This window comes from Stenotrophomonas maltophilia (assembly GCF_001676385.1).
In the GTDB taxonomy this organism is placed as follows: Bacteria; Pseudomonadota; Gammaproteobacteria; order Xanthomonadales; family Xanthomonadaceae; genus Stenotrophomonas; species Stenotrophomonas maltophilia_J.
Genome location: NZ_LYVJ01000002.1, coordinates 181344 through 195212, shown reverse-complemented (window position 1 = coordinate 195212; position 13869 = coordinate 181344). Strand labels below are relative to the sequence as shown.

The following is a 13869-nucleotide window of genomic DNA, read 5'->3' as shown; positions in this document are numbered from 1 at the left end:
GGGTGTGGCAATGCATCGACGACAGCAGGTGAAACGGACGCTGGTGCTGGGCTTGATCGGCGCTGCGCTGGCCGCATGTTCGACAGGTGACCGGCTGGGTGACAGCCAGGTGCGGCCCACCGACCGCCCGGAGTGCCTGGTCGGCAGCCAGCGCCAGGACCTGTCCGCTGGCGTGCCGGCGCTGATCGGGGGCAGCGGCTGCCGCACCGACCCCGACAACCCACGTCCCCTGAACAAGCGAACGGAGTAGTGCACACCGATGACTGAGCTTTCCCCGCTGTCGCCCAGCGTCCGCCTGGATGTATGGCTGTGGGCGGCCCGATTCTTCAAGACCCGCAGCCTGGCCAAGCAGGCCATCGAAACCGGAAAGGTCAGCGTGGCCGGGCAACGTCCCAAGTCGTCGCGCGCGGTGCGCGTGGGCGAGCAACTGCAGGTCGACCGGGGCGAGGAGCATTTCGAGATCCAGGTGCTGCGCCTGAGTGACCAGCGTGGGCCGGCGCCGGTCGCGCAGCAGCTGTATGTGGAAAGCGAGGCCTCCAGGGCACGGCGCGCCGAGCAGCGTGCGCTGCGCATCGCGGCACGCGACGGCTACCAGGCGCCGGAGCACAAGCCGGACAAGCGGGCGCGACGCCTGATCCGTGCGTTGGGGGATATCGACGCGCTCTGACCGCAGCGGATGATCCGGCCTTGCGCTTGCACGTGGCCCCGCGCCGTCCTGACGCCGGGGCCGGCATTGTGCCGGCCCCGTTGACTGCGTCGCTCAACCGTGCAGGTCGTAGCGGTCCAGTTCCATCACCCGGGTCCAGGCCGCAATGAAATCCTGCACGAACTTCTTGCCGCCATCGGCGCTGGCATAGACCTCGGCCAGCGCACGCAGCACCGCGTTGGAGCCGAACACCAGATCGGCACGGGTGCCGGTCCAGCGCGCTGCGCCCGTACGCCGGTCACTGCCTTCGTAGGTCTCGCGGGCGGTGGGCTTCCATTGCGTGCCCATGTCCAGCAGGTTGACGAAGAAGTCGTTGCTCAGCACGCCCGGCCGCTCGGTGAACACGCCGTGCCGGCTGCCGTCTACGTTGGCGCCCAGCACCCGCAGTCCACCCACCAGCACGGTCATCTCCGGTGCGGTCAGGGTCAGCAGCTGTGCCTTGTCCACCAGCAACGCTTCGCCCGGCACGCTGTACGCGCCCTTGAGGTAATTGCGGAAACCATCGGCAACGGGTTCCAGCACCGCAAACGCGTCGACATCGGTCTGTTCCTGGCTGGCATCGGTGCGGCCCGGAGTGAACGGCACACTGACCTGATGGCCGCCGGCCCTGGCGGCCTGTTCGATACCCACGCCACCGGCCAGCACGATCAGGTCGGCCAGCGAGACCTGCCTGCCGCCGGCGCCGTTGAATTCGGCCTGCACCTTCTCCAGTTCGGCCAGCACCCTGGCCAACTGCTGTGGCTGGTTGACGGCCCAGTCCTTCTGCGGTGCCAGCCGCACGCGTGCACCGTTGGCACCACCGCGCTTGTCCGAGCCGCGGAAGGTCGAGGCCGAGGCCCACGCGGTGGACACCAGTTCCGACACGCCCAGGCCGGTCGCCGCGATCTTCTGCTTCAGCGTGGCAATGTCGCGGGCGTCGATCAGCGGATGCTTCGCGGCCGGCAGCGGGTCCTGCCAGATGAATTCCTCGGCCGGTACTTCCGGGCCCAGGTAGCGGCTGCGCGGGCCCATGTCGCGATGGGTCAGCTTGAACCAGGCACGGGCGAAGGCGTCGGCAAAGGCCTGTGGATCGGCGAGGAACTTCCGCGAGATCTTCTCGTAGGCCGGGTCCATCCGCAGCGACAGGTCGGTGGTGAGCATGGTCGGGCGGCGCTTCTTCGACGGGTCATGCGCGTCGGGAATCACCGCGTCCGCGTTCTTGGCGACCCACTGGTGGGCACCGGCCGGGCTTCGGGTCAGTTCCCATTCGTTGCCGAACAGGATCTCGAAGAAGTCGTGGCTCCATTGTGCGGGCGTGCGTGTCCAGGTCACTTCCAGGCCGCTGGTGATGGTGTCGGCTCCCTTGCCGCTGCCGAAGCTGTTGGCCCAGCCCAGGCCCTGGCTCTCCAGTCCGGCGGCCTCCGGCTCCTTGCCGACGTTGTCGGCCGGTCCGGCGCCGTGGGTCTTGCCGAAACTGTGGCCACCGGCGATCAGGGCGACGGTTTCCTCATCGTCCATCGCCATGCGCCCGAAGGTATCGCGGATATCGTGCGCGGCCAGCACCGGATCGGGATTGCCGTCCGGGCCCTCGGGGTTCACGTAGATCAGGCCCATCTGCACCGCAGCCAGCGGATTCTCCAGCTTGCGCGAATGCACGTCGCCATCGGCGTCGTCATCGGATACCAGCACGCCGTGGCCGTCGACGCCTTCGGAGCCATGCCTGTAGCGCACATCGCCCCCCAGCCAGGTAGTCTCGCGGCCCCAGTACACGTCCTGGTCGGGTTCCCAGGTGTCCGGACGGCCGCCGGCGAAGCCCAGCGTCTTGAAGCCCATCGACTCCAGGGCGACGTTGCCGGTCAGGATCAGCAGGTCGGCCCAGGAGATGGCCTGGCCATATTTCTGCTTGATCGGCCACAGCAGGCGCCGTGCCTTGTCCAGGCTGACGTTGTCCGGCCAGCTGTTGAGCGGGGCGAAGCGTTGCTGGCCCCGGCCACCGCCACCGCGGCCATCGCCGATGCGGTAGGTGCCCGCACTGTGCCAGGCCATGCGGATGAAGAGGCCGCCGTAGTGGCCGAAATCGGCCGGCCACCAGTCCTGGGAGTCGGTCATCAACGCTTTCAGGTCGGCCTTCAGCGCGTTGTAGTCCAGGGCGCCGAAGGCCTTGGCGTAATCGAACCCGCTGTCGAGCGGATTGGAGCGCGAGGAGTGCTGGTTGAGCAGGTCCACGCGCAACTGGTTCGGCCACCAGTCGCGGTTGGTCGTCGCATCACCGACGACGGCATGGTTGAAGGGGCACTTCGCTTCGCTTTTCATGGGTCTCTACCTGTGGACTGGCGAACGTTTGAATCGGGATCGCTTCCACCATAGGCATGGCCTGGTGGCGGGTAAATTCGATTGATTCAACGGATGCGATAGTGACTGCCTATCAATGACAGGGCTTGGACTGTTGTGCGCGATCAGCGCTTGAGCAGTCCGGCGCCGAGCTTGAGCAGGTCGCTGGCGCCGAACTGGCCGTCGCCATCCTGGTCGAGTGCGCCGCCCAGCACGCTGCCGAGGCCGCCGGACGCCTGTGCTTCCTGGCCCAGGGCCTGGCTGAGCTGGCCGGCGTTGCCGCTCTGGGCGAAGCGCTGGGCCAGGAACGACATGACGATGGGGGCGAGGATCGCCAGCAGCTTGCTGGATGTGCCACTGTCCAGGCCGGTTTTCTCGCCGAGTACCTGAGCGGCCTGCGGTTGCTGGCTGCCGAAGACGTGTCCGAGGATCCCGGCACCGTCGGTGGCGCCGCTGCCGCCGCCGCCCATCACCGCGCCAAGGAGGCTGCCCAGATCGAAACCACCACCGCCGCCGCCGCCGCCGAGATGGTCACGCTGCAGTGCGTTCAGCAACGACTGTGCGCCCTCCGGCTTGCTGGCGTTCTGGCCCATTGCGCCGAGCAGCAGGGGAAGTGCGCTACCCACAGCCTGGCTGGCCTGGGTGCTGTCCAGGCCCAGCTGCTGGGATACCTGCTGCAGGCCCTGGCCTTGCTGCAGTTGCTGGAAGAGGGATGCAGCAAGGGACTGGGTATTCATGGCGATCTCCGGCGGGTGAAGGTAGGTCCGCCCGAGCATAACGCCGCGTGCACGACGGGAATGCGAAGGCCTCATGACGGGGCCATCCGACGGCAGGCTCGGCCTTGCCGGGCATGGGCCACGCTCTACAGGGGCGTTGGCTGTAGAGCCGGACCCATGCCCGGCTGCACCAGGCCGGACCTGCATCGATTACAGCAGCGCCTTCAGCCGGTACAGCGCTTCCAGCGCCTGCTTCGGGGTCAACTCGTCCGGGTCGATCGCGGCCAGCGCTTCCTGGGCCTTGCTCGGCGGCGTACTGAACAGGCCGAACTGCTGCGGGGCATCCAGTGCCTGCGGTGCCAGTTCGGCCGCATGGCTTTCGCCTCCTCGCTGTTCCAGCTCGGCCAGCCTGCGCCGCGCCTGCGCCACGGTGGCCCGCGGCAGGCCGGCCAGCGCCGCCACCTGCAGGCCGAAACTGCGGTTGGCCGGGCCGTCCTTCACTGCATGCATGAACACCAGCGCCTCGCCGTGCTCGACCGCATCCAGGTGCACGTTGGCGATGCCGCTGCGGCCGCCTTCATGCTGCTCGTCGGCCAGCGTGGTCAGTTCGAAGTAGTGGGTGGCGAACAGCGTGTAGCAGCGGTTCTGGTACGCGAGGTGGCGAGCCACCGCGTCGGCCAGCGCCAGGCCATCGTAGGTGGAGGTGCCGCGGCCGATCTCGTCCATCAGTACCAGCGAATGAGCAGTGGCGTGGTGCAGGATGTAGCTGGTCTCGGCCATCTCGACCATGAAGGTCGACTGCCCGCGGGCGAGGTCGTCGCCGGCACCGATGCGGGTCAGGATACGGTCGATCGGGCCGATCACCGCTCGGCTGGCCGGCACGAAGCTGCCGATATGGGCCAGCAGCACGATCAGCGCGTTCTGCCGCATGTAGGTCGATTTACCGCCCATGTTCGGGCCGGTGATGACCAGCATGCGACGGTCCGGATGCAGGTCCAGGTCGTTCGGCTCGAAGGGCTGCTCGCGCACCGCTTCGACCACCGGGTGGCGGCCGCGTTCGATCTTCAGGCACGGCTCGGCCTGCAGCTCCGGGCGCGCCCAGTCCAGCGCCTGCGCGCGTTCGGCGAAGGCGGCGAGCACGTCCAGCTCGCTCAACGCCGCAGCACATTGCTTCAGGGGTTCCAGGCATTCACCGAGGATGTCCAGCAGCTGCTCGTACAGGTACTTCTCGCGCGCCAGCGAACGGTCGCGCGCGGACAGCACCTTGTCCTCGAATGCCTTCAGTTCTTCAGTGATGTAGCGTTCGGCGTTGGCCAGCGTCTGGCGGCGGGTGTAATGCACGGGCGCGCGGTCGGACTGGCCCTTGCTGATCTCGATGTAGTAGCCATGCACGCGGTTGTAGCCCACCTTCAGGGTGGGGATGCCGCTGCTCTCGCGTTCGCGCAGTTCCAGGTCGACCAGGAACTGGTCGGCGTGGGTGGACAGGCGGCGCAGTTCGTCCAGCTCTCCATCGAAGCCATCGGCCAGCACACCGCCATCACTCAGTTTCAGCGGCGGCATCTCGGCGATGGCGCGGGCCAGCAGCTGCGCGCACTCATCGTGTTCGCCAAGCGCGGCATGCAGGGCCTGCAGGCGCGGCGAGTCCAGCGGTGCCAGCACCTCGCGCACGGCCGGCAGCAGGCCCAGGCCATCACGCAGCGTGGAGAAATCGCGCGGGCGCGCCGAGCGCAGCGCGACGCGGGTGAGAATGCGTTCCAGGTCGCCGAGGCGGCGGAACTGCTCGCGGATGTCGGCGTCCGCACCGCGATCGATCAGTGTTTCCACCGCATGATGGCGCTGTACCAGCACCTCGCGCAGGCGCAGCGGGCGATGCAGCCAGCGGCGCAGCAGGCGGCCGCCCATCGGCGTGACCGTGCTGTCGAGTACGCCCAGCAGGGTGTTGCGGGTATCACCGTCGACCCGCGTGTCCAGCTCCAGGTGGCGGCGGGTGGCGGCGTTCATCGCGATCGCCTCGCCGGCGGTCTCCATCGCGATCGAGGTCAGGTGCGGCAGGCGCTGCTTCTGGGTTTCCTCGACATAGCCGAGCAGCGCGCCGGCTGCGGCGGTGGCGCGCGGCTTGTCGTCGATACCGAAGCCGCTGAGGTCATGCAGCTTGAAGAAATTCAGCAACTGGCGGCGGCCGCTGTCGGCGTCGAACAGCCAGGGCGCACGGCGGCGTACGCCGCTGCGCTGGCGCAGGAACTCCGGCCAGTTCTCCTCGTCGGGCACCAGCAGCTCGGCCGGCTCGAGCCGTGCCAGTTCGGCTTCCAGTGCGTCGTCGGTATCCACTTCGTTGACCAGGAAGCGGCCACCGGCCAGGTCGGCCCAGGCCAGGCCATAGCCCTGCCTGCTGCGCGAGAGCGCCATCAGCAGGGTGTCGCGGCGTTCGTCCAGCAGTGCTTCGTCGGTGACGGTACCGGGGGTGACGATGCGCACCACCTTGCGTTCGACCAGGCCCTTGGCCAGCGCAGGGTCACCGATCTGCTCGCAGATCGCCACCGACTCGCCCAACGCCACCAGGCGTGCCAGGTAACCTTCGTAGGCATGCACCGGTACGCCGGCCATCGGGATCGGCGCGCCGCCGGAGCTGCCTCGCTGGGTCAGGGTGATGTCGAGCAGGCGCGCGGCCTTGCGCGCGTCGTCATAGAACAGCTCGTAGAAGTCGCCCATGCGGAAGAACAGCAGCAGATCCGGGTACTCGGACTTGGCTGCGAAGAACTGCTTCATCAGCGGGGTGTGTTCGGCGGACTTGTCTTTGGACATGGGACTCGTGGATCAGGGCGTCCGCGCGCGCGCCGGAGGCTGCGCGGCGGACCAGGTATGGGGCGTCCATGGTAACGGGTAGCGCAGCTCACGCGTGGCGTGCCCGCTGCCAGTGGCTGGCAACCGCGGGCTGCCACAACCGGTGCCCCGGATGCAGGCCCAGCTCTGCGGCCAGGCCGGCCACACGCCAGCCAAGGCAGGAATGTTGACGCAGCAACCCGGACCCGATGAAAGCCAGCAGGCCAGGGCGCCGCTGGAGCGCGGCCCGGCGACGCCCATCACGGGGCGTGATGTTGGAGACAAAGATCCTGGAACGGGTGGACATGAAAAGGCCTGGTTCGTTCGAACTCCTCGCGGCAGGGGATGTCCTTCGTGGCGTCGTATTGCGCATACCTGCTGTACTGCGCGAGCCGCCGAACCGCCGCTTCCCTTCATGGGTACGCTGATCCGGCCTGGTGTCGGTGCACGGCCGACAGTGCCCGTCCTGAGGATGCGAAGGTTGATGCCTGCGCCGGTGTTTCCATCTGAACGCGCGATGGCCGGTGAGGCTGTGGATACGTGCATTTCACTTCTGGTTGCCAACCCCGGGGGGACACTTGCGCCATACCGCAACTCAGGAGATGGCCATGAAGACCTCGACCCGACTGTTTGTACTGAGCACCCTGCTGGCGGCAACGTCGGTGGCCAGTGCGCAGAGCTATGGGCCGCGAGACGAGGGACGCCGCTTCAACGACGGCAGTCGCGTGGTCTGCAAGAACGTGGAAATGCAGCGCAACTCGCGCGATCCCAACCGTATCGCCGGTACTGCCACAGGCGCAGTGATCGGTGGCCTGCTGGGCAACCAGGTGGGCGGCGGCAATGGCAAGAAGCTGGCCACCGTGGCAGGCGCTGTCGCCGGTGGTGCGGCGGGCCGGCAGATACAGGGCAACCACCAGCAGAAGACCGGCGACCGCGTGGTTGAACGCCGCTGCGAACGGGTCTACCGCTGATGCGGCCTGCCTGACGCGATTCCCTGCCAGCAGCGCAGTACCCGAACGCCGGCCCCGTGCCGGCGTTCGTCGTTCCGGACCCGTATCGCAGGCTCGGGCACCGTGCCTATACTGCGCCGACTCCAAGGGATGAACGTCCAGTGAACGAACCGGCCCCGGCCCCTACACCGGCACCGCTCACCGGGCATGACCCGGTGCCGGAAGCGGCGATACGATCAGGTCGCCTGCGCGAGCGCACCGATGAACTCGAACTGTTCATTTCGGGCCTGCTGGCATTCGCGCTGCTGGCAGTGCCGGGCTATCTGTTCGATGCCTGGGCACGCAGCAGCCTGCACACCGAAGGCATGTACTTCCAGATGCTCTGGTTCGGTTTCAGTATCAGTGTCGGCATGTGCTATGTGCTGGCGGTGGCATTGATCATCCACCTCACGGTACGTGGCTACTGGATTGGCCTGATCGGCCTCAGGTCGCACTTCCCCGGCGGCATCGACTGGGACCGCTCGCCGAGGATGGGGGCGGTCACGCGCGCTTTCCTGCAGGCCCGGGATGGTGGCCTCGACGGCAGCATCGAACGCGCCGACCGCCTGGCAACGATGTTGTTCTCGACCACCCTGCTCGCGGTGCAGACACTGGCGGGCACCCTGGTGCTGGCCGTCCTCACGCTTGGCCTGGCGATGGTGATCGGCGCACTGTCCGGCGGCTCGCACGACATCGCCATGCTTGTCCTGTGCACCGTGCTGGCCGCAATGCTGGCGCTGGCCATCATTCCCGGCATGCTGGAAAAGGCGATCGCACGTCGGCGGGTACGCGGGCAGCCTCATGAGCGCCCCCAGCGGCTGCTGCAGGGCCTGCTGGCGGCGCTGCAACGGGTTCCGCTGCTGCGCCTGATGCAGACCATGCAGCTGACCATGCAGAGCAACCTGCGCTCGCGTTCGTTCATGGCCGCCTATCTGTTCGCGGTGCTGGTGGCGATGCTGCTGGCGGCCGTGCAGGTGATGGGCTCGTTGAAGTTCTCGTTGTTCAACCGTTACCAGGTGGTCACCGAAGCAGCGGTCGAGCACGGCATGCTGAGTGCACATTACGAATCGATGCGCTCGCCGCACGATCTGTTGCTGCCGTATCCGATGATCCCGTCGGACACGATCAGCGGTTCGCGCCTCCGCGTGTTCATTCCCCATCGCCCGCAGCGCGACAACCCGCTGGCTCGCCGCCATTGCACGGCATTGCCTGAGGCGCGCAACGAGGCAACCGGGCAGCAGGCCGCCGATGCGGCGGTGGAGTGCCTGTCCAGGCTCTGGCAGGTGGAGCTGGATGGTGCCCCGGTCGATCTGCATGACTTCGTGCCCATGGAGCGGCGCGACCTCGACATGCGCGGCCTGGTGGGCTACCTGCCCACAGCGGGCCTGGCGCCCGGCCGCCACGATCTGGATCTGGTCTGGAATGCCACGGGAGGCGAGCGGGGCGCGGGGCGGCGTCGTGCGTTCCGTATCCCGTTCTGGTATGCCCCGGACCCGTAAAGATCGGACCGAGGGACGCAAGTGGCAATCCTCCCTTGGCGTTTGCGACTTAATCCCCTCCGTCCCCTTTTGGGGTGAGAAGGCGCCGGGTGGCGAGGCCGCCGTAGAGCAGCAACAGGATGGCCAGGGTGATCAGTTCGTGGCTGACGTCGGCCAGGCGGGCGTCCATCTGGTTCAGGCGCACCATCAGGTTGATGCCCGAGGTGGTCGGCAGCAGCTGCGCGAGCCACACCAGCGGTTGTGGCGTCATCACCGCTGGCCACGACAGGTTGGCCAGGAAGAACAGCGGGATCGAGGTGGCGATGATGTACTGGAATGCCCGTTCGCGGGTGCGGAAGAAGCTGCCGATGAACAGGCCGAAGGCCACCGTGGCGGCAATGAACAATGTGCCGCCGAGCAGCTGGCCCAGTGGATTGCCGCCGCGAGGATAGTCCTGCACCCAGGCGGTGAAACCGGCATACCAGAACAGGCCGAACAGGCCGATCAGGCAGAAGCCCAGTGCCATGCCGGTCAACGTCGGCAGGTCGAAGCGCAGGCGCCGGCCGAGTGCGAGGCGCCGGCCGCCGAGCAGGACGCCGATACCCATCAGCAGGGTCTGGTGCACGATCAGCTCGGCCACGCCGGGCACGATGGCGCTGCCATAGCCCTCCTGCGTGTTGTACAGCGGGCGCTGCACCAGCGTGACCGGTGGTGCCTGCGGGGCGCCCATGAAGGCGGCCTGGCCGACCACAGCGTCACGCCCGAACGCGCCCAGTGCATCGGCCACGCTGCCCAGCACCCAGCTGGCGCGGCCCAGGTATGCGCCGTTGCCAAGCAGTACCAGCCTGGCCGGTTGGCCGCGCAGGATGTCGCGCTCCAGGTTGGCCGGAATCAGCACGATGCCTTCGGCCTGGCCGGCCTCCAGCTGCTGGCGTGCGCTGTCGATGTGCGCCGGTTGCCCGACCACGCGTGCAACGCGCAGCGCGTCGAGTTTGCGTAGCAGCTCACGGCTGGTTGCGCTGTGGTCTTCGTCCACCACCAGCACCGGCAGGTTGCCGGCCACCTGGTGGCGGTACGCGGCCGGGTAGAAGAACGAGTACAGGATCACCGCGCCGACCATGACGACGATGGCGTAGCGGTCGCACAGCACCGCCATCAGGGTCTGCCGCAGGCTGCGCCAGAGCGCTCTCATGCGTCAGCCCCTGCGGGTTGTGCGGGGGCAGGTGTGCGCGCAAATGCAATCAGGCGCAGGCCGCCGATGCCACCGGCCACCACCGTCATCAACAACAGCGTGGCCAGCGGCCATACCGAAACCTGCAGCGGCGAACCGATGAACTGCTGCTGGGTCTGCAGCTTGATGTAGGCGCTGAGCGGCAGCAGTTGATGCCAGATGCGGGTGAACAGAGGGCCGTCCAGCACCGGGAAGGTGGCGCTGGAGAACGCCAATGCGGTGCCGATGCTGAGGCCGACTGCGGACAGCGCGGTGCCCATGTCGCGGGTGACGCCGACGAAGAACAGGGCATAGGCGGCCGTGGCCAGGTAGAACAGTGGCTGTGCGAGCAGCAGCAGGAGCACGCTGCCCGCCACACCATCGCCGCGCAGCCAGGCCAGGTAACCGATGCTGAGCGCGCCATACAGCGAGAACAGCAGGAGGTACGGCGCGACCTTGCCGGCAATCGCCGACCACCGCGTGCGACCCAGCCAGGCGGGCAGGGTGCCGTCGCGGATCTCGCGGCCGAGGCTGCCGGCCACCGCAAGTGCCAGTACCAGCGACAGCACGGCCGGGAAGATCAGTGGCAGCAGGAACAATTCGTAGCTGCGCGCCGGGTTGTACAGGATGTCCGACTGCACCGCGATCGGCGCCGCACGCAGCTTGCCCGGGCCGACCTGCAGGCCGATGCGCTCGCGCAGCAGGCGTGCATTCCATGCGGAAACCGCGTCGCCGATGTCGCGCGACGCCGACTGGCCGGTGGTCATGTAGGTGGCGTTGTAATAGGAAAACACCGTGCCCTGGCGCCCACGCAACGCCTGCCGGGTGACGTCGCGCGGCACCAGCACGATCGCGAACACGTCCAGCCTGCGCAGCTGCGAACGTGCCTCTTCGAGGTCGATCGGCTGGCTGGCGACGCGCACGCCGGGGCTGGCGTCGAGCATGCGCAGCAGCAGGCGGCTGTCACTGCTGTGGTCAAGGTCGACCACGGCGATCGGGATGTCGCGCATCACCGAGGGCGTGAACATCCACGCCATCACCGCCAGCATCAGCAGGGGCAGCACGGTGACCAGCATCAGGTCGGCGCGGTTGCCGCGCAGTACGCGCAGCTCGCGCCGCCAGGAGGCGGCAAAGCCACCGCGGCCGGGGTTCAGTGCTGGGGCCATGCGAACAGCACGCTCATGCCGGGGCGGAAGCCCTCGATGCGGCGTACCGGGCGCACCCGCACCTCGAAGCTGCGGACGTCATAGCCGGACGACTGGCGGGTGGTCCGCCAGGTCGCATAGTCACCGGCCGGGTTGATGAAGTAGACCTCGAACTCGCCGTCCTGGCCGAGCGCCGGCACGCTGCCGCGCAGCTTGCTGCCGACTTTCAGGCCCTGCATCTGCGATTCGCGCAGGTTCATTGCCACCCACATGCGATCGATGTCGACCAGGGTGAACACCGGATAGCCGGCCGGTACCAGTTCGCCCGGATCGGCCATGCGCTTGTTGATTTCACCTGCCATCGGCGCACGCCCTTCGACTTCGGCACGCGCGGCGTTGACCTCGGCCACCGCGCCCTGCGCCTGCTGCACCTGGCCCTGGGCGGCGCGCTTGTCCTGCTCGCGCGCGCCGGCCAGCGCCATGTCGTACTGCGCGCGGGCGGCACGGGCCAGTTCGCGCGAGCTGGTGGCCTGGGCGTGCGCTTCATCGCGCTTCTGCCGGGTCATCACTCCTTCGTTGAACAGGTTCTGCACGCGCCGGTAGGTGGCTTCGGCCAGCGTCGCCCCCGCTTCGGCGCGCCTCCAGTTCGCCTCGGCGGCACGGATATCCTCGCTGCGCGCGCCTTCGTCGGCCTTGTCGGCCACCGCCTGCGCGGCGGCCAATGCGCCGTGTGCCTGCTGCTCCTTGGCGGCCACTTCCGGGCTGTCGAGCAGGAACAGCATCTGCCCGGGCTGCACGCGGTCACCCTCGCGCACCTTCAGTTCGGCCACGCGCGCGGTGATCTTGGCGGCCACGTTGATCGTGTCCGCATCGGCCATGCCCTGGATCTGCTCGCCCGGGCTGCGCCAGGCCAGCCACAGCCCCAGCGCCACCGCGAGCAGCAGCACTGCGATCAGGATCGGTCCCAACCGGCGCTTGCCCGGGGGTGTGGTCGCTTCGTCGTGCAGCACGTCACTCATGGTCGATCACCTCGTCCGCACGCCGCCGGAATTCTTCGAAACGGTCCATCTGTCCACTGACCTCCAGCAACTGCGCCAGGGCAATATCGTATTGGTAGGCGGCCTGCGCGCGCTCGACGCGGGCTCCGCCGAGGCCGAGCCGTGCATCGATCACGTCCAGCGAGGTGGCCTGGCCTTCGCGGAAGGCCAGCTCCTGCAGGCGCAGGTTTTCCTGGGCCTGGGCAATGCTGCTGTCGAGCAGCACGAACTGCTGGCGCGCCGTTTCCAGTTCGTTCCAGGCCTTGCGGACGCCCAGCGCGACCTGGTTCTCGGCCTCGCGCAGCCCGGCTTCGGCCTGGTCCTGCTGCGCACGCGCGGCGCTGATCTGCGCCGGCCGCGAGCTCGGCGACAGGAAGGTGTACTTCAGGCCGATGCCGAACGCCCAGTCCGGATCGGTCAGCATCTCGTCGCGACGGTGGAAGTCGTACTGGCCGAAGGCGAAGATCTGTGGCTTCAGCTTGGCCTGCTGCACGCGCACGCCCTGTTCGGCCTGCGCCACCATCGCCCGCAGGCGTGCGATCTGCGGCTGCCGTGCCTGCGCGGTGCGCTCGAAGCTGGCCACCGGTTCCAGCGGCGCACGCTGCACGAACAGCGGCGACACCGGCTGCACTTCGCCGCCACTGCGCAGCAGTGTGGCCAGCGCGGCCTTCAGCGTGGCCAGGTCGTTCACCGTCTTCTGGTACTCGCGCTCGGCCTTGTCACGGGCGACGGTGGCCTGCAGGCGCTGGGCGCGGGTGGCGAAGCCCTCGCGTTCCAGCTTCTCCGCGTCGGACAGGTGGCGGTTGAGGCCATCGCGCACGTCACGGCGCACGTCCACCGCCTGTTCGGCCAGTCGCTGCCCGAAGTAGGCCTGGGCCAGTTGCACGGTCAACGACTGGCGCTGTGCTTCGCGCTCGGCACTGGCCTGGTCGTGCGCGGCGCTGGCGGCACGTTGCGCCGCCGGAATGACGCCGCCGGTGTACAGCGGCAGCACTGCGGTCACCACCGGGCGCGTGCGCCAGTCGCGCTCGGTGAACGACAGCGGGGAATCGATGCCATAGGCCTCGGCCACCGGCGCCAGCGAACCCAGCGGCAGGGTCAGGGTCTTCTGGAACTGCAGGCGGCGCACTTCGCCGGTGATTTCCGGCAGGCGCAGCAGGCGCGTAGCCTCCTGGAGGTCCTGTTTGTTGCGTACGGCGGCGTCGGCCGCAGCGAGTGCATCGGAAACCTGTTCCAGCCGCTGCCGTGCCTGCTCCCAGTCCAATGCAGGTGCATCGGTGGTGGCCTGCGCTGGCGCAGCGAGTGGCAGGCAGGTAACCAGCGCCAGCGCCAGCGCGGCCCCCGCGCGGTGCGTCCCTGTACGTCGGCCGATCACGCTCATGCCGTCCCAGTAGTAAAGAAGTGCGCAAACGGTAGTGCGCTTGGCGTGAAGCCCGGGTCTGCGGTCACCGTCCCGTC

10 protein-coding genes and 1 pseudogene are annotated in these 13869 nt (G+C 68.1%); 4 read left to right on the top strand and 7 right to left on the bottom strand.

Annotated elements, in window-relative coordinates:
- Positions 1–10 precede the first annotated feature (10 nt).
- Both A9K58_RS03200 and A9K58_RS03195 read left to right on the top strand, forming a co-directional pair.
- The gene (locus A9K58_RS03200; protein WP_065197957.1) at positions 11–250 is read left to right on the top strand and encodes a hypothetical protein; all 240 of its coding nucleotides are present in this window, start codon (positions 11–13) and stop codon (positions 248–250) included.
- A 9-nt stretch (positions 251–259) separates the two neighbouring features.
- Positions 260–667, top strand: a complete 408-nt coding sequence (locus A9K58_RS03195) for an RNA-binding S4 domain-containing protein (RefSeq protein WP_065197956.1) — start codon at positions 260–262, stop codon at positions 665–667.
- Positions 668–760: 93 nt separating this feature from the next.
- On the opposite strand, the gene katG is transcribed toward A9K58_RS03195, so the two are convergent.
- The 3 genes from katG to mutS all read right to left on the bottom strand — a co-directional run bounded on the left by katG (position 761) and on the right by mutS (position 6534).
- Entirely contained in the window at positions 761–2998 is a 2238-nt protein-coding gene (gene katG, locus A9K58_RS03190) for a catalase/peroxidase HPI (RefSeq protein ID WP_065197955.1), read from the bottom strand.
- Between the two features lie 143 nt (positions 2999–3141).
- Positions 3142–3753, bottom strand: a complete 612-nt coding sequence (locus A9K58_RS03185) for a DUF937 domain-containing protein (protein WP_065197954.1) — start codon at positions 3751–3753, stop codon at positions 3142–3144.
- Between the two features lie 189 nt (positions 3754–3942).
- Positions 3943–6534: a DNA mismatch repair protein MutS gene (gene mutS, locus A9K58_RS03180; protein WP_155760415.1), complete on the bottom strand. Its 2592-nt coding sequence runs from the start codon at positions 6532–6534 to the stop codon at positions 3943–3945.
- 620 nt (positions 6535–7154) lie between these two features.
- On the opposite strand from mutS, the gene A9K58_RS03175 reads away from it, so the two are divergent.
- Positions 7155–7523 (top strand): glycine zipper 2TM domain-containing protein, encoded by a 369-nt coding sequence (locus tag A9K58_RS03175; protein ID WP_065197953.1) that lies wholly within the window; start codon positions 7155–7157, stop codon positions 7521–7523.
- Positions 7524–7663: 140 nt separating this feature from the next.
- A complete protein-coding gene (locus A9K58_RS03170; protein WP_065197952.1) occupies positions 7664–9040 on the top strand; it encodes a hypothetical protein in 1377 nt (458 codons plus the stop codon).
- Positions 9041–9085: 45 nt separating this feature from the next.
- Here A9K58_RS03170 and A9K58_RS03165 read toward each other — a convergent pair.
- From A9K58_RS03165 to A9K58_RS03150, 4 genes and pseudogenes are all read right to left on the bottom strand, one after another.
- A pseudogene (locus A9K58_RS03165) lies at positions 9086–10211 on the bottom strand (ABC transporter permease); the annotation flags it as partial.
- Positions 10208–11395 (bottom strand): ABC transporter permease, encoded by a 1188-nt coding sequence (locus A9K58_RS03160; RefSeq protein WP_065197950.1) that lies wholly within the window; start codon positions 11393–11395, stop codon positions 10208–10210. The pseudogene A9K58_RS03165 and the gene A9K58_RS03160, both read right to left, overlap by 4 nt.
- A complete protein-coding gene (locus A9K58_RS03155) occupies positions 11380–12393 on the bottom strand; it encodes an HlyD family secretion protein (protein WP_065197949.1) in 1014 nt (337 codons plus the stop codon). Before A9K58_RS03155 ends, A9K58_RS03160 begins: the two co-directional genes overlap by 16 nt.
- Positions 12386–13792 (bottom strand): TolC family protein, encoded by a 1407-nt coding sequence (locus tag A9K58_RS03150; protein ID WP_065197948.1) that lies wholly within the window; start codon positions 13790–13792, stop codon positions 12386–12388. Before A9K58_RS03150 ends, A9K58_RS03155 begins: the two co-directional genes overlap by 8 nt.
- Positions 13793–13869: the final 77 nt, after the last annotated feature.

What these genes read in the sequence shown, in the direction of transcription:
- A9K58_RS03195 (WP_065197956.1), top strand. Translation starts at nt 260, where the DNA reads ATGACTGAGCTTTCCCCGCTGTCGCCCAGCGTCCGCCTGGATGTATGG.
- mutS (WP_155760415.1), bottom strand. Translation starts at nt 6,534, where the DNA reads ATGTCCAAAGACAAGTCCGCCGAACACACCCCGCTGATGAAGCAGTTC.
- A9K58_RS03200 (WP_065197957.1), top strand. Translation starts at nt 11, where the DNA reads ATGCATCGACGACAGCAGGTGAAACGGACGCTGGTGCTGGGCTTGATC.
- A9K58_RS03175 (WP_065197953.1), top strand. Translation starts at nt 7,155, where the DNA reads ATGGCCATGAAGACCTCGACCCGACTGTTTGTACTGAGCACCCTGCTG.
- A9K58_RS03155 (WP_065197949.1), bottom strand. Translation starts at nt 12,393, where the DNA reads ATGAGTGACGTGCTGCACGACGAAGCGACCACACCCCCGGGCAAGCGC.
- A9K58_RS03185 (WP_065197954.1), bottom strand. Translation starts at nt 3,753, where the DNA reads ATGAATACCCAGTCCCTTGCTGCATCCCTCTTCCAGCAACTGCAGCAA.
- katG (WP_065197955.1), bottom strand. Translation starts at nt 2,998, where the DNA reads ATGAAAAGCGAAGCGAAGTGCCCCTTCAACCATGCCGTCGTCGGTGAT.
- A9K58_RS03150 (WP_065197948.1), bottom strand. Translation starts at nt 13,792, where the DNA reads ATGAGCGTGATCGGCCGACGTACAGGGACGCACCGCGCGGGGGCCGCG.
- A9K58_RS03160 (WP_065197950.1), bottom strand. Translation starts at nt 11,395, where the DNA reads ATGGCCCCAGCACTGAACCCCGGCCGCGGTGGCTTTGCCGCCTCCTGG.